At 61.0% G+C, this 23,671-nt stretch carries 22 protein-coding genes; 6 read left to right on the top strand and 16 right to left on the bottom strand.

Annotation, left to right across the window (positions count from 1 at the left end; genetic code table 11):
• The 4 genes from JFU37_RS15750 to JFU37_RS15735 are packed head-to-tail and all read right to left on the bottom strand — an operon-like array spanning position 1 to position 7,759.
• The gene (locus JFU37_RS15750) at positions 1 to 4,575 is read right to left on the bottom strand and encodes an alpha-2-macroglobulin family protein (protein WP_201116511.1); all 4,575 of its coding nucleotides are present in this window, start codon (positions 4,573 to 4,575) and stop codon (positions 1 to 3) included.
• Positions 4,572 to 5,222 carry a DUF1175 domain-containing protein gene (locus JFU37_RS15745; protein ID WP_201116509.1) on the bottom strand — a complete coding sequence of 217 codons (651 nt, stop codon included), beginning with the start codon at positions 5,220 to 5,222 and terminating at the stop codon, positions 4,572 to 4,574. The genes JFU37_RS15750 and JFU37_RS15745 overlap by 4 nt, the downstream gene beginning before the upstream one ends.
• Complete coding sequence (locus JFU37_RS15740; RefSeq protein ID WP_201116092.1) at positions 5,207 to 6,919, bottom strand: DUF2138 domain-containing protein; 1,713 nt, start codon at positions 6,917 to 6,919, stop codon at positions 5,207 to 5,209. Before JFU37_RS15740 ends, JFU37_RS15745 begins: the two co-directional genes overlap by 16 nt.
• A gap of 48 nt (positions 6,920 to 6,967) precedes the next feature.
• On the bottom strand, positions 6,968 to 7,759 hold the full coding sequence (locus JFU37_RS15735; protein ID WP_201116091.1) for a YfaP family protein: 792 nt from the start codon (positions 7,757 to 7,759) through the stop codon (positions 6,968 to 6,970).
• Here JFU37_RS15735 and JFU37_RS15730 point away from each other — a divergent pair, their 5' ends adjacent.
• From JFU37_RS15730 to JFU37_RS15705, 6 genes are all read left to right on the top strand, one after another.
• Entirely contained in the window at positions 7,760 to 7,900 is a 141-nt protein-coding gene (locus JFU37_RS15730; protein WP_201116090.1) for a hypothetical protein, read from the top strand.
• 136 nt (positions 7,901 to 8,036) lie between these two features.
• Positions 8,037 to 9,182, top strand: coding sequence for a Fic family protein (locus tag JFU37_RS15725; RefSeq protein ID WP_207201449.1), 1,146 nt, complete (start codon positions 8,037 to 8,039; stop codon positions 9,180 to 9,182).
• 161 nt (positions 9,183 to 9,343) lie between these two features.
• On the top strand, positions 9,344 to 9,586 hold the full coding sequence (locus tag JFU37_RS15720; protein WP_007894317.1) for an exodeoxyribonuclease VII small subunit: 243 nt from the start codon (positions 9,344 to 9,346) through the stop codon (positions 9,584 to 9,586).
• On the top strand, positions 9,583 to 10,470 hold the full coding sequence (gene ispA / locus JFU37_RS15715) for a (2E,6E)-farnesyl diphosphate synthase (protein WP_201116089.1): 888 nt from the start codon (positions 9,583 to 9,585) through the stop codon (positions 10,468 to 10,470). The genes JFU37_RS15720 and ispA overlap by 4 nt, the downstream gene beginning before the upstream one ends.
• Before the next feature lie 92 nt (positions 10,471 to 10,562).
• Complete coding sequence (dxs, locus tag JFU37_RS15710) at positions 10,563 to 12,461, top strand: 1-deoxy-D-xylulose-5-phosphate synthase (protein ID WP_201116088.1); 1,899 nt, start codon at positions 10,563 to 10,565, stop codon at positions 12,459 to 12,461.
• 153 nt (positions 12,462 to 12,614) lie between these two features.
• Positions 12,615 to 14,498, top strand: coding sequence for a TonB-dependent receptor domain-containing protein (locus tag JFU37_RS15705; RefSeq protein ID WP_201116087.1), 1,884 nt, complete (start codon positions 12,615 to 12,617; stop codon positions 14,496 to 14,498).
• Positions 14,499 to 14,625: 127 nt separating this feature from the next.
• Here JFU37_RS15705 and JFU37_RS15700 read toward each other — a convergent pair whose 3' ends face one another.
• From JFU37_RS15700 to nrdR, 12 genes are all read right to left on the bottom strand, one after another.
• Positions 14,626 to 15,426, bottom strand: a complete 801-nt coding sequence (locus tag JFU37_RS15700; RefSeq protein WP_201116086.1) for a cobalamin-binding protein — start codon at positions 15,424 to 15,426, stop codon at positions 14,626 to 14,628.
• Positions 15,426 to 15,845 (bottom strand): MFS transporter, encoded by a 420-nt coding sequence (locus tag JFU37_RS15695; protein WP_201116085.1) that lies wholly within the window; start codon positions 15,843 to 15,845, stop codon positions 15,426 to 15,428. Before JFU37_RS15695 ends, JFU37_RS15700 begins: the two co-directional genes overlap by 1 nt.
• Positions 15,842 to 16,459 carry a GTP cyclohydrolase II gene (gene ribA / locus JFU37_RS15690; RefSeq protein WP_045057501.1) on the bottom strand — a complete coding sequence of 206 codons (618 nt, stop codon included), beginning with the start codon at positions 16,457 to 16,459 and terminating at the stop codon, positions 15,842 to 15,844. Before ribA ends, JFU37_RS15695 begins: the two co-directional genes overlap by 4 nt.
• Before the next feature lie 249 nt (positions 16,460 to 16,708).
• The gene (locus JFU37_RS15685) at positions 16,709 to 17,446 is read right to left on the bottom strand and encodes a substrate-binding periplasmic protein (protein ID WP_201116084.1); all 738 of its coding nucleotides are present in this window, start codon (positions 17,444 to 17,446) and stop codon (positions 16,709 to 16,711) included.
• Positions 17,447 to 17,469: 23 nt separating this feature from the next.
• The gene (locus JFU37_RS15680; protein WP_201116083.1) at positions 17,470 to 17,973 is read right to left on the bottom strand and encodes a phosphatidylglycerophosphatase A; all 504 of its coding nucleotides are present in this window, start codon (positions 17,971 to 17,973) and stop codon (positions 17,470 to 17,472) included.
• The gene (gene thiL, locus JFU37_RS15675) at positions 17,970 to 18,935 is read right to left on the bottom strand and encodes a thiamine-phosphate kinase (RefSeq protein WP_201116082.1); all 966 of its coding nucleotides are present in this window, start codon (positions 18,933 to 18,935) and stop codon (positions 17,970 to 17,972) included. The genes JFU37_RS15680 and thiL overlap by 4 nt, the downstream gene beginning before the upstream one ends.
• 18 nt (positions 18,936 to 18,953) lie before the next feature.
• A complete protein-coding gene (gene nusB, locus JFU37_RS15670; RefSeq protein ID WP_201116081.1) occupies positions 18,954 to 19,454 on the bottom strand; it encodes a transcription antitermination factor NusB in 501 nt (166 codons plus the stop codon).
• Complete coding sequence (gene ribH, locus JFU37_RS15665) at positions 19,451 to 19,927, bottom strand: 6,7-dimethyl-8-ribityllumazine synthase (protein ID WP_003185938.1); 477 nt, start codon at positions 19,925 to 19,927, stop codon at positions 19,451 to 19,453. The genes nusB and ribH overlap by 4 nt, the downstream gene beginning before the upstream one ends.
• A 237-nt stretch (positions 19,928 to 20,164) precedes the next feature.
• Positions 20,165 to 21,256 (bottom strand): bifunctional 3,4-dihydroxy-2-butanone-4-phosphate synthase/GTP cyclohydrolase II, encoded by a 1,092-nt coding sequence (gene ribBA, locus JFU37_RS15660; RefSeq protein WP_201116080.1) that lies wholly within the window; start codon positions 21,254 to 21,256, stop codon positions 20,165 to 20,167.
• Between the two features lie 16 nt (positions 21,257 to 21,272).
• Positions 21,273 to 21,938, bottom strand: coding sequence for a riboflavin synthase (locus JFU37_RS15655; RefSeq protein WP_201116079.1), 666 nt, complete (start codon positions 21,936 to 21,938; stop codon positions 21,273 to 21,275).
• A gap of 46 nt (positions 21,939 to 21,984) precedes the next feature.
• Positions 21,985 to 23,118 (bottom strand): bifunctional diaminohydroxyphosphoribosylaminopyrimidine deaminase/5-amino-6-(5-phosphoribosylamino)uracil reductase RibD, encoded by a 1,134-nt coding sequence (gene ribD / locus JFU37_RS15650; protein ID WP_201116078.1) that lies wholly within the window; start codon positions 23,116 to 23,118, stop codon positions 21,985 to 21,987.
• A complete protein-coding gene (nrdR, locus tag JFU37_RS15645) occupies positions 23,115 to 23,579 on the bottom strand; it encodes a transcriptional regulator NrdR (RefSeq protein WP_003228656.1) in 465 nt (154 codons plus the stop codon). The genes ribD and nrdR overlap by 4 nt, the downstream gene beginning before the upstream one ends.
• Between the last annotated feature and the right edge of the window lie 92 nt (positions 23,580 to 23,671).

Here is a 23,671-nt window from a genome sequence, read left to right as displayed (position 1 = left end):
TCAGTGGACCGTGACCTGACCAAGCGCCGGTTTCTGTTCCTGAGCCTGATGCTGTGGCGCGTAGACCTGGGTGAAACGCACCGGCGGCAGGTTGAACTGGCCTTTCTGCGAGAAGCGCACCAGATGGCGCACACGCAACTCGCCACTCAAGGCGTCCACCGGAATGGCGTAGGCCATCTGGCCCGGTTCGAAGCGCGCCTTCTCCAGCGCGGTCGGCTCGGTGCCGGCCTTGCCCATGAGTTTGATCCCCCACGTCGTACGCTCGACATCGGCTCCCGGTGGCAGCGGCACTTCGATCATCCCGTAACGCAGTGGTTTGGCGGCTTTGCTGGTGATGATCACTTCATCCAGATACAGGCTGTCACTGGATAACGGCTGCGTGCCGACCGCTTCCAGTTTGAAGGTGAACGCTTCGTCACCCGGTACCAGACGCGACAGGCGACGGGTGATGGTCACGGCCATCGGATCAACCGGCGGTTGTTGGGTCTGGAAGCTCAACGCCGCCCGCAATGGACGCTCTTGCGCCCCGGCCAGCGACAACACGGCGGGTACGGGCGGAGCACCCTGCCACGTCCAATACACCTCACCGGTATCACCGTGTTCTTTCTTCCAGCCTTCACCCGGTACCAGTGCGATGGTCGGCGAAGCTTGTTCGATGCTGCGCTGCAACCAGGTCAGCGCCAACGCACGTTCCAGGGTTGATTGTTGTGGCAACAGACGCTGCAACAGCGCTTGCGCGTGTGCCTGATCGAAGGTTTGCAGCGACAGGTTCAAGGCTTCGGCAAACGGCTGCGAGCTGACGGCCAGACGCTGTTGTGCGTCGGCCAGTTGTCGGTTGAAAGCATCCGGCAACGTCACCTTGGACTGACGCGCCAACGAGGCCGTCAGCGCACGCGCCGCAGCCAAACCCAGCGCCGAATCCGGATCGCTCATGACGATGCTGTCTTCACCGTCCTCCATCAAGTTCGCCGCATTGCCCTCTCCCGCTTTCGACAGGTCGTCCATCAAACCACTGAGCAAGGTGTTCACCGGCAATTGCATCTGTTTAGCGAACGACAGAATCAGCGCGCGCTGCAACAGAGGGGTGTTTTTCGCCTGTTTGGCGTAGACCTCCAGCACCCGCTGCCAATGCTCCGGCGGCAGGCTCAGTTCCAGCGCTTTGCTGGCGTGCCAGTCGGCGTAATAGGCGTACGCGGTGAGGAACGCGTCCGGTTCACCGTCCATGCCCCACCAGGTAAAACTCGCGGAAGGCCCGGCCATTTGTACCAGGCGCAGGCGGCTGTTTTGCATGATCAAACGCAAGCGATCGCGGATCTGCGGATTCGACGACAAGGTCGGATACGCGATGCTCAACGGCAGCAAACGACTGGCCGTCTGCTCGACGCCGCCGTACGGATAGCTCAGCAAATCATCGAGTGCCGAACGGAACAGTGCTTGCGGGCTGTCATCCAGACGCAGACGAATGTCCGTCGCGTCAGCGGGCAAGGTCAACGGCGTATCACCCGTCGCCACGTCGATACTTTGGCTTTGCGTGACTTGCCAACCTTCGCCCGTTGCGGTCAGGCGCACGGCCAGTGCATCCGCGGTTTTACCGTCCTGCACCAGTTCAGCTGTCCACTCGCCACCGGCCAACGCGAACGCTGGCAGCGCGATGTAGTTGATGCCGTTATTCAGCGTCACCGGCACACGTTGATCTGAACCGCCGTCGTGAATCACCAACTCAGCCTTGACCGGTTGCTCGGCCTGGCTGAAGGCAAATACACCAAGATCCGGCTTGTCGCCGGTGCGGAACTTGGTCGGGCCGCTCCACTTCAGGTACAGCGGTTTTTCCGAACGCACGAATTGCTTCTTCTGTCCGACCTGACCGTCATCTGCGATGGCTCGCGCGGTGATGCGCCAGCGGGTCAGCGAGTCCGGCATCTTGAAGGTGAAGCGGGTTTTGCCGTTGGCGTCGGTGATCAGTTCCGGCTGCCACGCGGCAGTGTCGACGTCTTCGCGACGCGGTCGCTCCAACACTTTCACGCCCCGCTCACTGCGGTTGGCTTTACCCGGTGCGCCTGGGCTGCCCGGCAACGCGACGTCGTAGCTGATGAACGACAGACTGGCGCTGGTGCGCACATTGTTGCGGCGCGGGTGATAGAAGAATTGGTCGATGGTCGGCGCCACTTCCGGTTGCAGCGCGTAGACCATTTCATCGACCACGCTGACCGTCAGGTGCGCCGGAATCGGCTTGCCCGCGAACTGAGTGGTAAGGTCGACCGACACCGTATCGCCCGGCTGATAGGACTCTTTATCGGTGGCGATGGCCACGTCGATCTGCGGCGCCACCACCTTGATGCCGGCGTTCTGGAAGCTGTACTGACCGCCCTTGGTATAGAGAACGGAGAACGTCAGGTTCGGGGCGAAATGGTCCTTCACCGGGATGCGCGCGCGGTATTGGGTGTCGCTGAGTTTTTCCATCTTCAGCCAGTCGCCGCCCTTGGACAGCAGCGCGGTGGCCTCGACCTTGTCACGCTCCAGCGACAGCAATGCATCGCTGACGGGTTCAGGAAAAGTGATCAACGCCAACGCTTCGTCACCGGCCTTGTACTCGGGTTTGTCGAGGACGATTTCTACGGTGCCCGGCACGGCTTTGACGCCCTCGCCCGTGACCGAATGGCCGGTGGCGCCGACGACGCGGCCGTGATCATCCTTCAACGTCAGGTTGTAAGTGCCCGGGCGGTCGAAGACAAAGGTAAAGCCTTTATCGGTTGCCGCGAGTTTGTCTTCACCGGTGCTTTGGTCTTCCAGACGCACCCAGCTGTAGCCGCTTGGCGTAACGGCTTTGCTTTGTTCACTGCCACCTTCGTTGGCGTAAGTGAACGCAACCTTGTCGCCCACCGCACTGAAGCGCTGTGGCGCGTGCAGGCTGAAACTCGCGGCACCTCGGTCGATGAGGATTTCCTTGGTGGTTTTGACCCGATACGCCGCGCCATCGCTGGCAAACACAGTGAGCATGTAACGGCTCGGTTTGTCGGCGGCGGGCAGGTCGAGGGTCGCGTTGCCCTTGGCGTCAGTGGTCAGTTCGGTGCTGGTCAGCTCTACCGGGAATTGCCCGAGGTATTGCAGTTCGTTGTCGACCATCGACAGTTGCTGGGCACGCAGACTCAGGCTCAGCTTCGCGTTGGCCACGGGTTTACCGTCGGGGTACAGCAGCACCAGACTGCCTTTTACCGGCTCGCCAGTGCGGTAATCCTGCTTGGCCAGGTTCAGCGAAATCTCGAAGTGCGGCTTGATGTATTCGGCGACACGGAAGGCGCTGCTATAGGCCTGATCCCTGTAGCTGAAACGCACTTCATAACCGCCCGCCACCGCGTTGTCCGGCAACTGGAAACGGCCTTGAGTGCCGGCCTTGGCGTCAAGTTTCAGCGCCAGCGATTGCAGCGCGGTGCCCGTGGCATCGAGCACGGTCACGTTGACGTCGGCAGCGGTCGGCAATACCGAATCGCGCGCATTCTTGAACTCGCGACCGACGATTTTCAGCGACACCCAATCCCCCGGCCGGTACAGCGGTCGGTCGGTAAACGCATAGAGTTTGGTGTCGTAGATTTCGCTGTCGTAATAGAAGTTTTCGGAGACAAACACCCCGCCCTCTTCGTCCTCGCCGATCACGAACGAACGTTCGGGGCTGACGTGTTTCAGACGCAGCAAACCGTCGGCGTCAGTGGCGCCACTGCTCATCACGCCGAGGCCGTCGGTCCACAGCACATTCACCTTCGGCACCGAACTGCCTTCGTGTTTGCGCGCGGCCCACACCAGCAGTTCATCACCGGCAATCTTGCTCACCGCCACGGTATTGGAGACGAACACCATGGTGGTCGCGCGGTACTTGCCGATCAACGCTTCCACCAGGTACAGACCCGGCTTCAGATGACCCAACGGAATATACACATTGCCCGGTGCGACGCTGACAAACTCGCTGGAAGAACCGGCCAGGTTCACGCCGGCAGGCGGCTGGATCGGTTTGGCTTCCCACAGTGGATAACGGAACTGACTGACCACTGGCAAGCCCGGAATCAACGCGAATTGCGGCCGAGCGTCGTAAGGCGTTGGCGCAGCGATCGCCGTGCCCATCTTCAGTTCCGGTACTTCCTCGGTGACTTGCTTACGCGACTCGTAGGAAAACGCCCGCTGCATCACCCGACGGGATTTGCGGTACCAGTTATCCCACAGGTACGCGAGGGTGTTCGACAGGCCTTCGCCCTTGAACTGGCCGTCGCTGACCACGCGGTGCAGGTTCTTCTGACGTTTGAGGAAATCCAGCGGCTTATCAATGCGATACACGCGAATGTCGGCGCCGCCGTAAGGCTCCATGCGGAATCGGCGGTAGTCGCGGCCCGGCGCTTCAAGGCGCACCATCGCTTGTTCGTCACTGGCGAAACTGCTGTCGGCCAGCAGGAAAAAGCTTTCACCGGCCACCGGCGTGTAGCCGCTCGGCTCGACGGTGTCTTCGGCGTTGACCGTGGCCAAGGGCGCCAGCAAGGCCAACAGCAACGGCAGTTTTGAGCACAGACGCAGCATGCGGGCACCGATCATTGGGAGAGAAAGTTCAGTCGATAGACGCCGATAAAGTTGGGGTTGGCTGCGTCGGGTATCCATCGGGTGTCCTTCCATGTCATGAGTTGCTGCAGGCTCGCGGATCGCATGCCGTTGTCAGTCGGGGTACTGGTGCCGGTGTGATAGGCGATGTAGCGGCCCATCCAGATCATCAGGTGCTGGTCGTCGCCCTGATCGAAAAACATCAGGTCGCCGGGCCGGGCTTGCGCCAGATCGCGGCCGACCAGATGACTGTTGAACTGGATCAGCTTGATTGCGTTGACGTAGGGCCCGACCTTGCCGCCGCCCTGTTGCCATTGCTGGGCGAGACCGCGTTGCGCCTCGCTCAATTGCAGCTCGGGTGGCAGATAGCGGTTGGACAGGCCGTTGCTGCGCAGCCATTTTTCGTCATGGACTTTCAGTGCCTCGTTGGCGGCGAACCGTACCAGCCCGGCGCAGTCCTGCTGATACCAGCGCGGGCTCGGGCCTTGGGTCAGTTGCTCTTGGGCGATGCGCACGAACCAGGCGCGGAAGACCTGGGATTGCTGCGGATCCAGCAGCGCGGCGTCACTGGCGAATACGCGGCTACCCAGCAACATCGCCAGCAGGCCAAGGCCTCGAATGAACGCGGTCACAGGGCTTTCCATTCCAGCGGCAGCCATTGCCAGTGACCGTCGGGCTCGCTGCCTTTGGGCAAGGTCAGCGCATATTTGCCGTAACCGCCGAGCGTGCGCAGTTTCGGGATCAAGTACGTTTGCGCGGCGTTGTAGAACACCGGTTCCATGTCCTGCGGCAGGCTGTCGAGGGTTTCCTGCTGCATCAGTTGCGCCATGGAATCCGGACCGAAGTAGACCGGCATCAGCAGGTCTTTGGGCACCACGTCGGCCATCGGTGGGAAGCGTTTGTCGAGGGTGCCGAGGGCTTTGTCCAGGAGCTTGTCGTCAAGGGAGAACAGCAGTGTTGAACCGTGGCGTGCCAGGCTCACTTTCATGAAAGCCTTGCCGGTGATCGCGTCCGGGTCTTCGGCCTCCTTGGCCGCATAAGGACCGAAGTTGGAACTGACCTGACGCTGCCACTGGTGGGTGTCACCTTCCTGCTTCTCGATCACCGGGAACGCGTGTTCATCGACCTTGCTTTCGTAGGCGCCGACCATCGAGCCGAACAGATTGCCCAGGTCACCGTCGAGCTTGGCGCTGTCCTTGTCGTTCAGGCTCGCCACCAGTAGCGGCGTGTACAGACGCGAGTCGGCGTACCAACACAGACCGGCGGCACCGGCCATGTGTTCGGTCAACGCCTGGGCCACATTCTCTTCGGCGCCGAGTTTCACCAGCAGCGGCTTTTGTTGTTCAGCGGCGAGCGGTAGAGCAACGCAAGCGCTGGCGCCCATCGGCATGGCTTGCCAGATCGGTTTGAAATCGAAGTCCGGCTGGTTCTCCAGTTCGTCCATGGCGAGGAAGCTGTGCCAGCCCTTGTCGTCCATATCAAAGCGCAGGCCGGCGAAGTTCGGGATGAAACGCTGATACCCCATGGCCAGAACGCTGGCGTTGACCGAGAGGCGCTGTTTCACTTCCGGCGCGCGGGGTTGCAAGCCGAAGGCTTCAGGGAAGAGTTTGTCGCCGTTGAGCAACGCGGCGATGGCGCTGGTCGAAACGCTGCCCGGTTCTTCCGCTGAGCCGCTTTGCGGGTCGTAGAGTTTGCCCGGGTTGGACAGCACCACCAGTTTGTCGCCATGGGAGGCGAACAGCAGCGCTTTGCTGGCGTTGTAGGTGAGTTGATAAAGCGCCACATCGTCGGCGCCGACTTTTACTTCGCCGATCTTGCTCAGCTGCGAATCATCCAGCGCCACTTTCGCCAGCGGCTCCAGCACCTTGGCCAGACCGCCGCGGTCCATCACCAACAGGAAATCCTTGAGCCGACCATCCGCCCCGCGCCACAGCGCCACGTCTGCTGGTTGATCGAACAGTTGCTCGATCAGGCTGTCCTGCAACTTCAGGTCATGTTCGTAAATGATCCGCCGCAGGCTGCCGATCAAGCCGAGGCGATCGACATGCGCTTCGTAATAGAAGACGAAATCTTCGGTCAGGGTTTCCTTGAGGAACGGCACCGCCAGCAAATCCTTGGGCAATTGGCTCAAGGAGTGGGTTTCGAGCAGACCGTCCGGTCGGCTCATGCCCAGTTTGTCGCTGGCCAACTGCGCAGGTGGCGCTTTGGTTTTGTGCATGAACCATCCCAACCCACCCGCCACGACCGCCACCAGGCACAACCCGACCAGCAGCGCCGGCCAGCGACGGGAGGGTTTGGCTGCAGAAGCGTCGGCGGCCGGGGATACAGTGTTATCACTCATGTTCACGCTCATGTTTACAAAGCACAATTCACCCGTGGTGCGGGATGTTCAATAGTTGAAAGTCTTGACCAGCAACAGGTCACCGATCGCGCGCAGCGGCACGATGAAGGTCTCGCGCTTTTCGTCAACGGTGTTTTCGTTGAGGACCAGGTTGATCTGCGAGGTGATGACCTCGTTCTGGTTGCTGGCCTCATCGAAGTTATAGCCTTCGCTGCCGAAGTTGCCCCAATAGTTCACGTAAACCAGATAGGTGCCGTGCATCGGCGCGGTCATGGTGAACATTTCCGGGCCGGGGCCATCGACGCCATCCGGGTCCAGGCCGCCGCCATTGGTCAACGCTGAGTGGGCGAAAAACGCATGCTGGCCGTCGGGCGTAATGATGTGCAGGTCGAGTTCGGCCTTCGGATCGTCCCACCCCAGCACCACCCGAATCCGCGCCGGTGTGCGCAGGTCGTTGGCTTCATAGAATTGAACGCGCTTGAGCGACTTGCCCTCGGCACTGCGCACTTCGACGCTATTGGAGCCCGCACCAAAGGCATACGGCCGGGCGAACCGCCCTTCATCGTCGGTGTACAAATTCAGGGGATTGCCGTTGACCGCCAAGGTGTGCGGCCCGCGCTGCGTGCCGATGGCCTTGAGCTGGCCTTCGATCATCGTGCGATTGCGTTGCACGCCGCGGTCGATGGGCGGTGTGGGATAGGCGACTTGAGGGTTTTCGCTGCGGTCGAGCAGGCCGTTATAGCGCCAGCCGCCGACCGGCTCCGACAGCTCAGCCGTCGGTTCGGCCCAGGCAGCGGTCGCGCAGGCGAGCCCCGTCAGCAATAAAAGAAATGAACGCATGTGACGCCTCCTGCCATGCATAACGAAACCTTGCGCCTGATCCTCGGCGCGTTACAGATCCAAAAACTGCGTTTCGTTAGAAAGACCCGTGAATGGTGGGTCGTAGATGGCTTGAAGGGTAGCTATTCGATGGTTTATTAACAATCGGATACATCTGATTTGCGGTAGCGATCACGGTGGTGGCTGGACGGTGAGCCGAATAGGCTGCATATTCGGCTCACTGTATGAGCCGAATAGCCTTTCTAATCGGCTCACACCCCACAAGAGCACCGCAATCATGGCTCCTCACTGGATCTGGCAACAACCTGATTGGCCTGACTTCAATTGGCAGGCCGAGCATTTGGCCTACGTGCTGCGCGAGTGCGTTCAGGCGCAAGGCCGGTTGATGGGCATGACCCGTTCAGTCAGTGGTTCTTTGAATGCTCAAAGCGAGCTGGATGCGTTGCTGCAAAACATCGTGACCTCATCGGCGATCGAAGGTGAGCAGTTGAACGTCGGCTCGGTTCGCTCTTCATTAGCGCGGCGACTTGGGCTTGAGCTGGCCGATGGCGAGAAGGTCAGCCAGCGCAGCGAAGGCCTGGCGCAGCTGATGCTGGATGCCACTCAGCACTTCGATGAGCCGTTGACGCTGGAGCGCTTGCTGGATTGGCATGAATGGCTGTTTCCGGAGCAGGACAGGGACCTTGCCAGTCGAACAATCCGCGTCGGCGGATTACGCGGCGACGAACCCATGCAAGTGGTGTCAGGGCGACTTGACCGGCCGACTGTTCACTTTGAGGCACCGCCTCGCCTTGGGCTTGAGCGTCAACTCGGTACCTTCCTCACATGGTTTGAAGCCAGCCGTAATCAGGCCGGACTCGACCCCTTGCTGCGAGCAGGCATCGCGCATTTCTGGTTCGTCACCCTGCACCCCTTCGACGATGGCAATGGCCGCCTCACACGAACCATCACCGACCTGGCCCTGGCGCAAGGTGAAGCGCAAGCGATCCGGTTCTGCGCCATGTCAGCGAGCATTCTTGAGGATCGCTCCGGCTATTATCGAGTGCTGGAAACCAGCCAGAAATCCACGCTGGATATCACCGAGTGGCTGGAGTGGTTTCTGCAAACCCTGCTGCGCAGTTTGCAGCAGGCCATGGCGCGAATTGAATCGGTGCTGGGCAAGGCGCGTTTCTGGCAGGCGCATCGAGAGTCCGGACTGTCTGCCGAACAAATAAAGGTCCTTAACCGCTTGCTTGAGGGTGGTGAACGAGGTTTCGCGGACGGGATCAGCGCGGCGCAATATCAGGCGGTAGCTAAGGTTTCAAAGGCTACCGCGACTCGTCATCTGGCTGAGTTGCTGGAGAAGGGCTGTCTACAACGTCTGCCCGGTGGCGGACGGAGCACCCGCTATCAAATCAGCTATCCCGATGGCTCAACACTGTAGGAGCTGCCGGAGGCTGCGATCTTTTGATTTTGTTTTTTTAAAATCAAAAGATCGCAGCCTTCGGCAGCTCCTACAAGGAGCGTGCGTCGTCTGTGAATTTGCCCATAACCCCCATGTCTGCTAGTGTCGCGCCGGTTTAACGTCAACCGGAAATAGCCGCCATGGCCCGCAAAAAAGCTGCACTGGATTTCGAACAATCCCTCGCTGACCTGCAAACGCTGGTAGAGCGACTGGAGAACGGCGAATTGTCGCTGGAAGACTCGCTGACGGCTTTCGAGCAAGGCATCGGTCTGACCCGTGATTGCCAGGCGGCGCTGGCCCAGGCCGAGCAGAAGGTTCAGGTGCTGCTTGAACGTGATGGCGAGTTGGCCGAGGAACCCTTCGACGCGGATCAGCCAGAATGATTGCAGCGTATTCGGCGACCAGCCAGGCCCGGGTCAACGCGGCCCTGGAAACCCTGTTCAATGCGCCGAGCCCTGAGCTGGCGCGGCTGTACGAAGCCATGCGCTACAGCGTGATGAACGGCGGCAAGCGTGTGCGCCCGCTGCTGGCCTACGCGGCGTGCGAAGCGCTGGGTGGCAAGGCTGAACAAGCCAACGGCGCTGCCTGCGCGGTGGAGCTGATTCACGCTTATTCCCTGGTGCACGACGATTTGCCGGCGATGGACGACGACGATCTGCGTCGCGGCCAGCCGACAACGCACAAAAAATACGATGAAGCCTGCGCAATTCTGGCCGGTGACGGTTTGCAGAGCCTGGCCTTCAGCGCCCTCCTCGACCCACGCCTCAGTTCGTCGGACGCTGAAATCCGTCTGCAAATGGTCAGCGCGCTGGCGTTGGCGGCGGGCCCGGCCGGTATGGTCGGTGGTCAAGCCATCGACCTGGGCTCGGTAGGCCTGAAGCTCGATCAGAAAGCCCTCGAAACCATGCACCGGCACAAGACCGGCGCGCTGATTGAGGTCAGCGTCAAACTCGGCGCATTGGCCAGCGGCCGTGCCGAGAAAGACGAACTGAAGTCTTTGCAGATGTATGCACAGGCCATTGGTCTGGCGTTTCAGGTGCAGGACGACATTCTCGACGTTGAGAGCGATACCGAGACCCTCGGTAAGCGCCAGGGCGCCGATATCGCTCGCGACAAGCCGACTTACCCGGCCCTGCTCGGCCTCGACGCGGCCAAGGCGTATGCCCTGGAGCTGCGCGATCAGGCCCTGCATGCGCTGCGACCGTTTGACGCGGCGGCCGAGCCATTGCGCGATCTGGCCCGCTATATCGTCGAACGCCGTAGCTGACGGCGTATCCGCCAACTTAAAACCAACGCGTGGGCAGGGGGCGATGCATCAGGTAAACTGCCGCATCTTTTATACCTATAACGATTCGCCTGATGCCCACGACGTTTCATGAGATTCCCCGCAAGCGCCCGACCACGCCCCTGCTCGACCGTGCCAACACGCCGGACGGCCTGCGCCGGTTAGGCGAAGCCGAGCTGGAAACCCTGGCCGATGAGTTGCGCCTGGAATTGCTCTACACGGTCGGTCAGACCGGCGGGCATTTCGGTGCCGGCCTGGGCGTCATCGAGCTGACCATCGCGTTGCATTATGTCTTCGACACCCCGGACGACCGGCTGGTGTGGGACGTGGGTCATCAGGCCTATCCGCACAAAATCCTCACCGGCCGTCGCGCGCGCATGGGCACCCTGCGCCAGAAGGATGGCGTTGCCGCCTTCCCGCGTCGTTCCGAGAGCGAATACGACACCTTTGGCGTCGGCCACTCCAGCACATCGATCAGCGCCGCGCTGGGCATGGCGATTGCCGCCCGCCTGCAGAACAGTGATCGCAAGGCGATCGCCGTAATCGGCGACGGCGCGCTGACCGCCGGCATGGCGTTCGAGGCGCTGAACCACGCGCCGGAAGTGAACGCCAACATGCTGGTGATCCTCAACGACAATGACATGTCGATCTCGCGCAACGTCGGTGGCTTGTCGAACTACCTGGCGAAGATCCTTTCCAGCCGCACCTACGCGAGCATGCGCGAAGGCAGCAAAAAGGTTCTGTCGCGCCTGCCCGGTGCCTGGGAAATTGCCCGTCGCACCGAAGAATACGCAAAAGGCATGCTGGTTCCCGGCACGCTGTTCGAAGAGTTGGGCTGGAATTACATCGGCCCGATCGATGGCCATGACCTGCCGACCCTGATTGCCACTTTGCGCAACATGCGCGATCTGAAGGGTCCGCAATTCCTGCACATCGTCACCAAGAAAGGCAAAGGCTTCGCCCCGGCGGAAGTCGATCCGATCGGTTACCACGCCATCACCAAACTCGAACCGCTGGACGCTCCGGCCGCCGCGCCGAAAAAATCCGCTGGGCCGAAGTATTCCGGTGTGTTCGGCGAATGGCTGTGCGACATGGCCGCGGCTGATCCGCGCCTGGTTGGGATCACCCCGGCGATGAAAGAAGGCTCCGACCTGGTGGCCTTCAGCGAGCGTTTCCCGCTGCGCTATTTCGACGTGGCGATTGCCGAGCAACACGCGGTGACCTTCGCTGCCGGCATGGCCTGCGAAGGCGCGAAACCGGTGGTGGCGATCTACTCGACATTCCTGCAACGCGGTTATGACCAGCTTGTGCATGATGTGGCGGTGCAAAACCTCGACGTGCTGTTCGCCATCGACCGCGCCGGTCTGGTGGGCGAAGACGGCCCGACGCACGCAGGCAGCTTCGACCTGTCGTTCCTGCGGTGCATCCCCGGCATGCTGGTGATGACGCCGAGCGACGAAAACGAACTGCGCAAAATGCTCACCACCGGCCACCTGTACAACGGCCCGGCGGCGGTGCGCTACCCACGCGGTAATGGCCCGAACGCAACCATCGAGAAAGACCTGCAACCGATCGAAATCGGCAAAGGCGTGGTTCGCCGTCAGGGCAGCAAAGTCGCCCTGCTGGTCTTCGGCGTGCAATTGGCCGAAGCGCTGAAAGTCGCCGAGACGCTGGATGCAACAGTGGTCGACATGCGCTTCGTCAAACCGCTTGATGAAGCGCTGGTTCGCGAAATCGCCGGCAGCCACGAGCTGCTGGTGACCATCGAAGAGAACGCGGTCATGGGCGGTGCCGGTGGCGCGGTCAGCGAGTTCCTCGCCCGCGAAAACATCCTCAAGTCAGTGTTGCACCTGGGCTTGCCAGATGTTTACGTCGAGCACGCCAAGCCTGCGCAAATGCTGGCCGAGTGTGGGCTGGATGAAGCCGGGATCGAAGCGTCGATTCGCCAACGCCTGCAACTGCTTAACATCTAACACGATCCCCGTGTAGGAGCTGCCGAAGGCTGCGATCTTTTGATCTTGCCTTTGGTGGCTCTGGCATTGTCAAAGATCAACATCAAAAGATCGCAGCCTTCGGCAGCTCCTACAGGGGGCGTGCGTTGTGCCTGAATTCGCCTCGGATCCTCCATGAAACTCTCCCCTTTCGCGCTGACGCTGACCCTGCTGCCAGCCGGCCAGCTCCTGGCCGACACTTTCGAACGCGACCAGGCCCTGAAACTGCCCGACGTACTGATCAGCGCCAACCGCCAGGTCGAAGCACGCAATGACAGCAGCGCCGCCAACACCGTGTTCACCCGCGACGACATCGATCGCCTGCAACCGGACAGCGTCACGGATTTGCTGCGGCGTGTGCCGGGCGTGCAAGTCGGGCAGACTGGCGGGCGCGGCAGCCTGCCCGGGATTTACATTCGCGGCACTAATTCGGCCCAGAGCCTGGTGCTGGTGGACGGTCAACGGATCGGCAACTCGACCTCCGGCGACAGCAACCTGCAACACATCAACATTGAACAGGTCGAGCGTGTGGAAGTGCTGCGCGGCTCCCGTTCGGTGATTTATGGCAGCGATGCGATTGGCGGGGTGATCCAGATCTTCACCCGCCGTGGCAACGAGGCCGGCCTGCAACCGCGAATGCACGTGGGTTTTGGCAGCAATCAGACCTGGGAGCGCAGCCTCGGATTGTCCGGTGGCGACGATAAAACCCGCTTCAACCTCGGCGCCAGCCTCGATGAAACCGCTGGAATCAATCGCACCCATGAGTCATATCCGAGCGACGGCGATCACGACGAGTACCGCAACAAATCGCTGAGTTTAAGCCTGAGCCACGCCCTCACCGATGACATCGAAATCGGCGCCAACCTGCTGGATAACCGCGGCAAAAGCGCGTTCGACAACCCGTTCGGCCGCTTCGACCCGGACACGTTCGAGTCGGTCCAGCAACAGCCTTACAGTGAATTCGATGTGAGCAGCGTCAGCAGCTACGTCGATGCACGGGTTAATGACCTCTGGAAAACCCGCGTCGAATTCGGCCACAGCGAAAACCGCGAAAAGACCCTCGACAAACTCAGCGACGAGCGCGGCGTATTCAACACCTACCGCGACTCGGTGAGCTGGCAGAACGACCTGACGCTCAACGCGCGCAACAGCCTGATCCTTGGCGGCGATTGGTACGAAGACCGAATCAACAGCAGCACGCCGTTTGACGAGGACAGCCGCTGGAACCGCGCGGTGTTTGTTCAGCATCGCTACCAGGCGGACAGCTTCTCCACAGAACTGGGCCTGCGCCGCGACCAGAACCAACAGTTTGGCGGCCAGAACAGCTGGAGTGGCACCTTTACGCTGCCGTTGAACCCGGATAACGACGTGTTGCTGACGTACAGCGAAGGCTTCCGCGCGCCGACGTTCAACGACCTGTACTACCCGGATTTCAGCAACCCGGACCTCAAGCCTGAAACCTCGAAAAGCTACGAACTGCAATGGCGCAGTCAGTTGACCGACAGCAGTCGACTGGAAGCGTCGCTGTATCGCACGAACCTGGAAGACGCGATTATTTTCGGCAGCAACTCTCGCCCGCGGAACGTGGCATCAGCGCGGATCAATGGTTTCGAAGCAGCGTTGAAGCAGGAGTTGTTCGGCTGGCAGAGCAACCTTGGCGTAGAGATCATCGACCCTCGCGATCTCGATACCGGTCATACCCTCGCCCGTCGTGCACGGCGGACACTGAGCCTGGACCTGGATCGACAATTTGATCGCCTGGGCCTCGGCGCCAGCTGGCAAGCGGTCAGCAGCAGCTATGACGACTTGAACAATCAACAGCCATTGGGTGGCTACGCCCTGTTGGGGTTGCGCAGTAGCTGGGAACTCAACCGTGAAATCAAGCTTGAGCTGAAGCTCGATAACCTGCTGGATAAAGGCTACAGCCGGGCGCTGTATAGCCATGACGGCAGTCAGTATGGGTATCGCGAGGAAGGTCGGGCGTGGATGTTCGGGGTGACCTGGACACCGGGGCTCTGACCTGAGATTTGTAGTGTTTGGGCGGGCCTCTTCGCGAGCAAGCCCGCTCCCACATTTGATCGGCGTTGTCTGGATGAAGGCGGTCAAATGTGGGAGCGGGCTTGCTCGCGAAGGCCGCGACTCGGTTTCAGCGGTCGGGCGTAATCACTTGGCACAACTTGGCCGTCGCCTCGATCATCTGCCCACTCGGCCGCTCCAGGCCTTTATCCGTCACCAACAGCAATTGCCCCTGTGCCACTGCCGACACCTGCGGCCAGGCCTTCCAGGCATCAAGCTGCGCTTGATCACTGGCCAGAATCACCTCGGGATTGCGCTGCAATACCGCCTCAACGCTGACCTGCGGCGCCGGCAATGTCAGGTCGGCAAACACATTACGCGCACCGCACACATCGAGCGCGTCGCTGATGATCTGTCCGCCGCCGACGGTATACAGCGGCCGATCCCAAACCTGATAAAACACCCGCACCGGCTCATCCCGACGATAGCGCTGGCGCAGTGATTCGAGTCGGTGCCGCAGCTTCGCGGCCAATGACACGCCGCGGCCAGGTCGCCCGAGCTGGGTGGCAATGGCCTCAATCTGCGCAGTGAGTTGGTCGAGGTTGTGAGGTTCGGCGACGTAGGTGGGGATGTTCAATCGCTTGAGCTGCTCACGCTGCGCCGGGCCAACGCTGCCGGGCCAGAGCAGCAGTAAATCGGGCTTCAAGCTGAGCAACCGTTCCATGTCCAACTGACCATAGCGGCCAACGGAAGGAAGGTCTTTGAGTTCGGCAGGACGCTCACCGGCATCCAGCACACCGACCAGCAGGTCGGCTGAACCCAGTTCAACAACAATTTCAGAGAGAGACGGCGCGAGGCTGACCACACGTTCAACCGCCAAGGCCGAACCGCTGACGGCCAGCAGCAAAACCGCCAGCCAAACGCGGCGCATCAGCCGAGTTGACGCGGGATACGGTAGAGGTAGAACAGCACCGTGGTCGACAGCGCCAGCAGCACCAGCGGCACGGCTTCAAGGCCGACAAACACCGCCAACGCCCCGATCCAGGCTGGTAAGGCCGCAGCGAGGAACGCGGTGCGACGCTTGCCGGCCAGCGTAATCCATGCGGCGGGTTCTTCAGGGGTATCGAGGGCTTTCTGGGTGGCGATCAGCGCATGTTTGTAGCCACCAAAAAATTTCAGGCTGACAAACATTGAGGCCACACCGGCGATGAACAACGGCATCGCCAGCACCGGCAGAATCGCCTCGCTCTGACCAAATACGCCGTTGATCACGAACAGCGGCAACAGGCCCAACGCCAGGTATTGCCACCAGTTGACCGACAGTCGTCGCCGCACTTGACCGCGGGTCACGCCCGGTCCGCCTCGCCCTGGTGCTCGTTGCCCATCATGTGGTCGAGCTTGCTGGCCTTGGTCGCCAGATAGAGTTTGTTGTGCGGGTTGTGGCCAGTGTGCAGCGGCACGCGCTCGGCGACCACGATGCCCATGTCGGTCAAGGCTTTGACCTTGCGTGGGTTGTTGGTCATCAGGCGCAGGGATTTCACGCCTAGATGCTCAAGCATCGGCAGGCACATGGCGTAGTCGCGCTGATCGGCGGCAAAGCCCAGACGCTCGTTGGCTTCAACGGTGTCGGCGCCGCCGTCCTGCAGTTCATAGGCGCGGATCTTGTTCAGCAGGCCAATGCCACGGCCTTCCTGACGCAAGTAGAGCAACACGCCACGACCTTCGCGGGCGATGGCCTGCAAGGCGGCCTCGAGTTGCGAGCCGCAGTCGCAACGCTGACTGAACAAGGCGTCGCCGGTCAGGCATTCGGAATGCAACCGGCCGAGCACCGGAGCACCATCGTCGAACTCACCCAGGCTCAGTACAACGTGCTCACGCCCGTTTTCCTCATCGAGAAAGCCGTGCATGGTGAATTGCGCAAAAGGCGTTGGCAGCTTGGAAGCGGCGACAAAAACGACAGGCACCGGTGTGCTCCTGATCAATAAGTACTGGAGATTCGCAGACGCGGCATTGTAACAGCACGTTCCGACAGACGCTTAGGCTGAATTATGGGGCATAACGATCAAAAAGTTAGATCACTGATGCCCGCATTAAAACCTGTAGGAGCGAGCTTGCTCGCGATGGAGTGTCAGATACCTGAGTGTTGACTGACCCACCATCGCGAGCAAGCTCGCTCCTACAAGGGGTTTTATCTTCGGTTTCAAGCGTTGTGTTCAGTTTGAATCAAACGGATACGGCTGCTTCCAGCGCTCGAAGATTGGTTTCAAATGACCATTCTTCACCAATTGCTCCATGCGCTGATCGAACAGCGCCATCAATGCGCGAGCCTTGGGAGTATTGGCAAAACACAGGTACAGCGGCAATTCGGCGATGTGGGTGCGACGGTACTGCGACGGATCCTTGGCCCGGCTGACAATGAAATCCACTTCGGTCAGCGCATCGATGTAGTAGTCGGCGCGGTTGTGGGTCAGCATCGACAGAATTCCGGTGCGCCGTACCACTTCGTTGTAGCGGTTCACGTTAGGCAGGTAGGCCTGGAACTCATAGCCGCGAACCCAGGCCAGTCGATAGGTGCCCAGCGTTTCCGGGGTCGGTGCCGGATTAGTGGCCAGACCCAGGGCATAGATGTGATCGGTATCGTAATTCCAGCGCGGGTACAGCAAGTCGCTGACTTCATCGCGATAGCCGCCGACACAGGCGTCCACTTCGCCACGCTGCGCCAGGCCAATGGAGCGCGTGTAGGGCTCGATACGAATATCCAGTTTGACGCCGGCGGGCTCGAACACTTCCCGCAAGACGTCCCAGCCCAGACCATGACCATCGGCGGCGGTGTAGTCTTGCCATTCTTCGCTGGCCAGATGAATCACGGACGGCGTCGTCGGCGCGTCACTCGCCTGCACCAGTGAGCCCAACATCGCGAAAACCATCACAGCCAACCAGCGTCGAGCCATCCCTAGTCCTCCCAGCTTGATCCTCAGGCGAAGAGCCTGACCAGCCCTTGCATCGCCAACCACGCAAACACCCCGGCCAATACGTCATCGAGCATGATCCCGACGCCGCCATGCACATGCCGGTCGATCCAGCGAATCGGCCACGGCTTGAGAATGTCGAAGAAGCGGAACATCAGGAACCCCGCCAGCAACCAGTACCATCCCTCCGGCACCAGCCACAGGGTGATCCACATCCCGACCATTTCATCCCAGACGATGCCTTCGTGATCGTGCACCCGCAAATCGTCGGCGACTTTGCCGCATAACCAGAAACCGAACAGCATGGTGATGCCGAGCATCAGCCAATAGCCCCAGTCGGGCAACATCTGCCACAACGGAATAAAAGGTAGCGCAACCAGCGACCCCCAGGTGCCGGGGGCTTTTGGCAAGGTGCCCGAGCCGAAGCCGAACGCCAGGAAATGCCATGGATTGCGCCAGACCGACGGCGGTACGAATTCCGCCGGCACCTGTTTGGGATGATCTGTCACGGTGTCTCCCGAAAATGTTGGTAGCCCCGGGTTTGCGGGGTGATGTCTTGTCCATCGGCATCCATTAGCACAACACCCTGCCCCGTCACCACACGACCGACCACATGGATCGGCCAGCCACCCGCCAGCAACCGGGGCAATTCGACGGGCGGCAAGGTGAAGGCCAGCACGTAATCATCGCCACCACTCAGGGCGGCGTCTTCGGCGCCTGACTGACCGAGGAACGCCACTAACGCCTGCGACAGTGGCAGCTTACTCCGCTCAACCTGAACGCCGACCTTCGATGCGAGCGCAATATGCCCGCAGTCCGCCAGTAACCCATCGGAGATATCAAGGGCTGCAGTGGCCTTGCCGCGCAACGCCTGACCGAGGGCCAGTTGCGGTTGTGGCGACCAGTAATGGCGCAGCAGCGGATCGCCGATGGCTTGATCAGCGGTCCGTTGACCCAGCACCAGCGGCAAGGCTCCGGCGGCATTGCCCAGCTCGCCACCGACACACAGTAAATCGCCCGGTTGTGCACCACTTCGCGTCAACGCCTGGCCGGCCGGCACGCGCCCAAACACCGTCATTGTCAGGCTCAACGGCCCGCGGGTGGTGTCGCCCCCAACCAGTGCCACGCCACAACTCTGCGCCATGACATTCAAACCACGGGCGTAGGCATCCAGCCAATCGGCGGTCACCGTCGGCAAGGTCAAGGCAAGGGTAAAGGCAACGGGGGTGGCGCCCATGGCAGCCAAATCGCTGACGGCCACGGCCAGCGAACGCTGACCGAGCAGAAACGGGTCGCAGGGATCTGCGAAATGCACACCGGCAACGAGGGTGTCGGTGGAAATTGCCAACTGTTCCCCGGGGGGAACAGCCAGCAAGGCGCAGTCGTCGCCGATCCCCAGGGCAACGCCCTCACCGCCTTGCGCACAAGGCGCGGCGGCGAAGAAATTGCGGATCAGCTCAAACTCGCCCATTGCAAATTCAAGCGCTGGTTAGCGCTTGAACGCCTTCACTTCAGCTTCACGCAGACGCGAGGCCAGCTTGTCGAGTACGCCGTTGACGAACTTGTGGCCGTCGGTGGAACCGTAGACCTTGGCCAGTTCGATCCCTTCGTTGATCACAACGCGGTACGGCACATCGACACGCTTGATCAGCTCCCAGGTGGACAGGCGCAGAACGGCCAGTTCAACCGGATCGAGCTCATCAATGGTGATGTCCAGGCACGGAGCGAGCGCAGAATCGATCTCGGTCTTGTGCGCCGGTACACCGTGCAGGATGTCGTGGAAGTAGGCGGCATCGACATCACTGAAATCGTTATCGACCCGGAACTGCGCTTCGATTTCGTTCAGCGAAGTTTTGGCCATGTGCCATTGGTACAGCGCCTGAGTCGCGAGCTGACGGGCTTCGCGACGCTTGACGCTCTTGGATGGCTTGCCAGCGTCCGCAGGTTTCGGATCGCGCGGGTTGAAACGATCACTTTCGTCGCTAATCACTTGGCCTCCAACTGCGCCAGCAGGCTGACCATTTCCAGAGCGGACAGGGCAGCTTCAGCACCTTTGTTACCGGCCTTGGTGCCGGAACGTTCGATGGCTTGCTCGATGGAATCAACGGTCAGGACGCCGAAAGCGACCGGTACGCCAAACTCCATGGACACCTGGGCCAGGCCCTTGGTGCATTCGCCAGCCACGTATTCGAAGTGCGGAGTACCGCCACGAATGACTGCGCCCAACGCGATGATTGCCGCGTACTCGCCCTTCTGAGCGACTTTTTGCGCAACCAGCGGGATTTCGAAGGCGCCAGGCGCACGGATGATGGTGATGTCGCTTTCGCTCACGCCATGGCGAACCAGGGCATCAACTGCACCGCTGACCAGGCTTTCAACGACGAAGCTGTTGAAACGGCCTACTACCAAAGCGTAGCGGCCTTTAGGGGCGATGAAGGTACCTTCGATGGTCTTCAGGGTCATTCGTTAGATCTCTTAAAGAGCCGGGACGCATTTTCTACGCGTCCCTCAGTGATTTGTTAGCCGCGAATCAAGGACCGGATATACCGCATTGCCGTTCACTTACACCCCTGTGGCGAGGGGATTTATCCCCGTTGGACTGCGCAGCAGTCCCAAAAAAGGGGCCGCTGCGCAGCCCAACGGGGATAAATCCCCTCACCACAATGGATCTCAGTCAACAATGCCGGGAACAACCAGTCATTATTCGGAGGGCACGTATTCTACAACTTCCAGATCGAAACCGGATATCGCATTAAATTTCATTGGCGCACTCATCAAACGCATTTTGCGCACGCCCAGGTCCCGAAGGATCTGCGAACCGGCACCGACGATGCTGTAGGTGGTCGGTTTTTTCACGACGGCCTGGTCGGCGGTTTCACGAATGTGCGCCAGCAACACGTCGCCATCGAGCGGGTGACCGAGCAACAGCACCACACCGCTGCCGGCCTCGGCAACCGCGGCCATGGCGGCCCGCAGGCTCCAGCGGCCAGGCTGCTTGACCATCAGCAGGTCACGCAGCGGGTCCATGTTATGCACCCGAACCAGGGTCGGTTCTTCGGCGCACACGGTGCCCAGGGTCAGGGCCATGTGCACGTCGCCTTCCACGGAATCACGATAGGTCACCAGGTTGAATTGGCCCAGTTCGCTGTCCAGTGGCTGCTCGGCAATCCGCTGAACGGTACGTTCGTGGATCATCCGGTAGTGAATCAGGTCGGCGATGGTGCCGATCTTGATGTTGTGTTCGGCCGCAAACGTCTCAAGCTCCGCGCGACGGGACATGGTGCCGTCGTCGTTCATCACTTCGCAGATCACGCCACTTGGCTCGAAACCGGCCATGCGCGCCAGGTCGCACGCCGCTTCGGTGTGGCCGGCCCGCGCCAGGGTGCCGCCAGCCTGTGCCATCAGCGGGAAGATGTGGCCGGGGCTGACGATGTCTTCAGCCTTGGCGTCTTTTGCGGCAGCCGCCTGCACGGTGCGCGCACGGTCGGCGGCAGAGATGCCGGTGGTCACGCCGGTGGCGGCTTCGATGGACACGGTGAACTTGGTGCCGAAACCGGAACCGTTGCGTGGCGCCATCAATGGCAGCTTCAGCAGTTCGCAGCGCTCACGGCTCATCGGCATGCAGATCAGGCCACGGGCGTGCTTGGCCATGAAGTTGATGTGTTCAGGCTGGCAGCACTCGGCGGCCATGATCAGGTCGCCTTCGTTCTCGCGGTCTTCGTCATCCATGAGGATGACCATCTTGCCTTGGCGGATGTCTTCAACTAGTTCTTCGATGCTATTGAGCGCCACAAGGCACCCCCTTGGGTCAGGATTTGAGGTAGCCGTTGGCGGCCAGAAAGCTTTCGGTAATGGTGCTGCCGGCCGTGGACTCAGCCGCCTTGTCGCCCAGCAACAGGCGCTCCAGATAACGGGCCAGCAAATCGACTTCCAGATTCACCCGGCGACCTGGCTGGTACGACGCCATGATGGTTTCGCTCAGGGTGTGCGGAATGATGGTCAACAGGAATTCGGCGCCATCGACGGCGTTCACGGTCAGGCTGGTGCCGTCGACGGTGATCGAGCCTTTATGGGCGATGTACTTGGCCAGTTCTTTCGGGGCACGGATGCGGAATTCCACGGCGCGCGCGTTCTCGGTGCGGGCAATCACTTCGCCCACGCCGTCGACGTGACCGCTAACCAGGTGCCCGCCGAGGCGAGTGGTCGGGGTCAGGGCTTTTTCCAGGTTGACCGGGCTGCCGCTTTTCAGGTCATTCATCGCGGTGCAGTCGAGTGTTTCGCGACTGACGTCCGCCGCAAAGCCGTTGCCTGGCAGTTCAACCGCCGTCAGGCAGACGCCGTTGACCGCGATGCTGTCGCCCAGCTTGACGTCGCTCAAATCGAGCTTGCCGGTTTCTACGTGTACCCGCACATCTCCGCCCTTGGGGGTCAATGCACGAATACTGCCGATGGATTCGATGATGCCGGTAAACATGGAGTCCTCCTCGAGAACAAAGCCGTCGCTAGGCTGCGGCCAGGAATTATACGCTCGCTGATGGCACAGGAATGGCGATGACTCGCCAATCATCGCCAACCGCGCGAATTTCGATGATGTTGAGCTCGGGCGCATCCTTCATTTGCGCGAGCGGCCAGTCCAGCAGCGGCCGTGCCGTAGAACCGAGGAACTTGCCGGCGATGAAAATCTGGAACTCATCCACCAGACCTTGCTGGGCAAACGCTCCCGCCAGTCGCGGACCGGCCTCGACCAACACTTCGTTGACCCCGCGATTGGCCAGTTCGACCAGCAACTTGCGCAGGTCAACCAAGCCATCATCGCCGGCCACGATCAGGCATTCCGGGCCGTTGGCGTATTGCTCTTCGATCGCCATGCAAGTGGCAACCAACGCCGGGCCTGCCTTGAAGAACGGCGCATCCAATGGCACTCGCAAGCGGCCATCGATCAGCACGCGCAGCGGCGGACGGCTCATGGCCAACGCCGCTTGCTCGGCATCCAGGCCAAGTTCATCGGCGCGCACGGTCAGCCGGGCATTGTCTGCCAACACCGTGTCGGCGCCCGTCAGCACCACACTGGCCTGAGCGCGCAGGCGTTGTACCGCCGAGCGCGCGGCCGGGCCGGTTATCCATTGACTCTCACCGCTTTCCATCGCCGTGCGACCGTCAAGGCTCATGGCCAGCTTGACCCGCACGAACGGCAAGCCGTGTTCCATGCGTTTGAGGAAGCCTTCGTTCAGCTTTCGCGCCTCGCCTTCCAGCACGCCGCTTTCAATGGCGATGCCGGCCTGGGCCAGACGCTGCATGCCACGACCGGCAACCGAAGGATTCGGGTCCTGCATGGCGGCAACCACGCGCGCCACGCCGGCATTCACCAGCGCATCGGCGCAGGGCGGCGTGCGGCCGTGGTGACTGCAAGGTTCGAGGGTGACGTAAGCGGTGGCGCCCCGGGCCTTGTCGCCAGCGGCGCGCAGGGCATGGACTTCGGCGTGGGGTTCGCCGGTACGCACATGCCAGCCTTCGCCGACAATCTGCCCGTCACGCACGATCACGCAGCCCACCCGAGGGTTGGGGTGCGTCGTGTAATGTCCTTTGCGCGCCAGTTCCAGGGCGCGGGCCATGTAATGGGCGTCGAGGATGGCTTGTTCTGGGGACGTGGTCATTCTTTCACCGGTTCACGGGCCAGGCGATCGATTTCTTCGCGGAACTCATTGAGGTCCTGGAAGCGGCGATACACCGAAGCGAAGCGGATATAGGCGACTTCGTCGAGCTTTTGCAGCTCGGCCATCACCAGTTCACCGACCACGAGGGATTTGACCTCACGCTCGCCGGTGGCGCGCAGCTTGTGTTTGATGTGCACCAGCGACGATTCGAGGCGCTCGACACTCACCGGGCGCTTCTCCAGCGCACGCTGCATGCCGGCGCGGAGTTTTTCTTCGTCGAACGGCTGACGGCTGCCGTCGGTTTTGATCAGGCGCGGCAACACCAGTTCAGCAGTCTCGAACGTCGTAAAACGCTCGCCGCAGGCCAGGCATTCACGCCGGCGGCGCACCTGTTCGCCCTCGGCGACCAGACGCGAGTCAATGACCTTGGTGTCGTTGGCACCGCAGAAGGGACAGTGCATGGTGGCAGGCAACAAAAAAAGGGAGGGCCATGGTAGCGCATCCCGGTGGCAAGACAAGCCATAGGGTTTGCGGTATACAGACGGGCTATATT

It is taken from the genome of Pseudomonas sp. TH41, assembly GCF_016650695.1.
Taxonomy (GTDB): domain Bacteria; phylum Pseudomonadota; class Gammaproteobacteria; order Pseudomonadales; family Pseudomonadaceae; genus Aquipseudomonas.
The sequence above is the reverse complement of the archived record's forward strand: the minus strand, read 5'-3'. Positions and strand labels throughout refer to the sequence as shown.

What these genes read in the sequence shown, in the direction of transcription:
- ispA (WP_201116089.1), top strand. Translation starts at nt 9,583, where the DNA reads ATGATTGCAGCGTATTCGGCGACCAGCCAGGCCCGGGTCAACGCGGCC.
- JFU37_RS15745 (WP_201116509.1), bottom strand. Translation starts at nt 5,222, where the DNA reads ATGGAAAGCCCTGTGACCGCGTTCATTCGAGGCCTTGGCCTGCTGGCG.
- JFU37_RS15740 (WP_201116092.1), bottom strand. Translation starts at nt 6,919, where the DNA reads ATGAGTGATAACACTGTATCCCCGGCCGCCGACGCTTCTGCAGCCAAA.
- ribD (WP_201116078.1), bottom strand. Translation starts at nt 23,118, where the DNA reads ATGACCACGTCCCCAGAACAAGCCATCCTCGACGCCCATTACATGGCC.
- ribH (WP_003185938.1), bottom strand. Translation starts at nt 19,927, where the DNA reads ATGACCCTGAAGACCATCGAAGGTACCTTCATCGCCCCTAAAGGCCGC.
- JFU37_RS15700 (WP_201116086.1), bottom strand. Translation starts at nt 15,426, where the DNA reads ATGCGCCGCGTTTGGCTGGCGGTTTTGCTGCTGGCCGTCAGCGGTTCG.
- JFU37_RS15735 (WP_201116091.1), bottom strand. Translation starts at nt 7,759, where the DNA reads ATGCGTTCATTTCTTTTATTGCTGACGGGGCTCGCCTGCGCGACCGCT.
- JFU37_RS15705 (WP_201116087.1), top strand. Translation starts at nt 12,615, where the DNA reads ATGAAACTCTCCCCTTTCGCGCTGACGCTGACCCTGCTGCCAGCCGGC.
- JFU37_RS15720 (WP_007894317.1), top strand. Translation starts at nt 9,344, where the DNA reads ATGGCCCGCAAAAAAGCTGCACTGGATTTCGAACAATCCCTCGCTGAC.
- nrdR (WP_003228656.1), bottom strand. Translation starts at nt 23,579, where the DNA reads ATGCACTGTCCCTTCTGCGGTGCCAACGACACCAAGGTCATTGACTCG.
- JFU37_RS15750 (WP_201116511.1), bottom strand. Translation starts at nt 4,575, where the DNA reads ATGATCGGTGCCCGCATGCTGCGTCTGTGCTCAAAACTGCCGTTGCTG.
- dxs (WP_201116088.1), top strand. Translation starts at nt 10,563, where the DNA reads ATGCCCACGACGTTTCATGAGATTCCCCGCAAGCGCCCGACCACGCCC.
- JFU37_RS15725 (WP_207201449.1), top strand. Translation starts at nt 8,037, where the DNA reads ATGGCTCCTCACTGGATCTGGCAACAACCTGATTGGCCTGACTTCAAT.
- JFU37_RS15655 (WP_201116079.1), bottom strand. Translation starts at nt 21,938, where the DNA reads ATGTTTACCGGCATCATCGAATCCATCGGCAGTATTCGTGCATTGACC.
- thiL (WP_201116082.1), bottom strand. Translation starts at nt 18,935, where the DNA reads ATGGGCGAGTTTGAGCTGATCCGCAATTTCTTCGCCGCCGCGCCTTGT.
- JFU37_RS15685 (WP_201116084.1), bottom strand. Translation starts at nt 17,446, where the DNA reads ATGGCTCGACGCTGGTTGGCTGTGATGGTTTTCGCGATGTTGGGCTCA.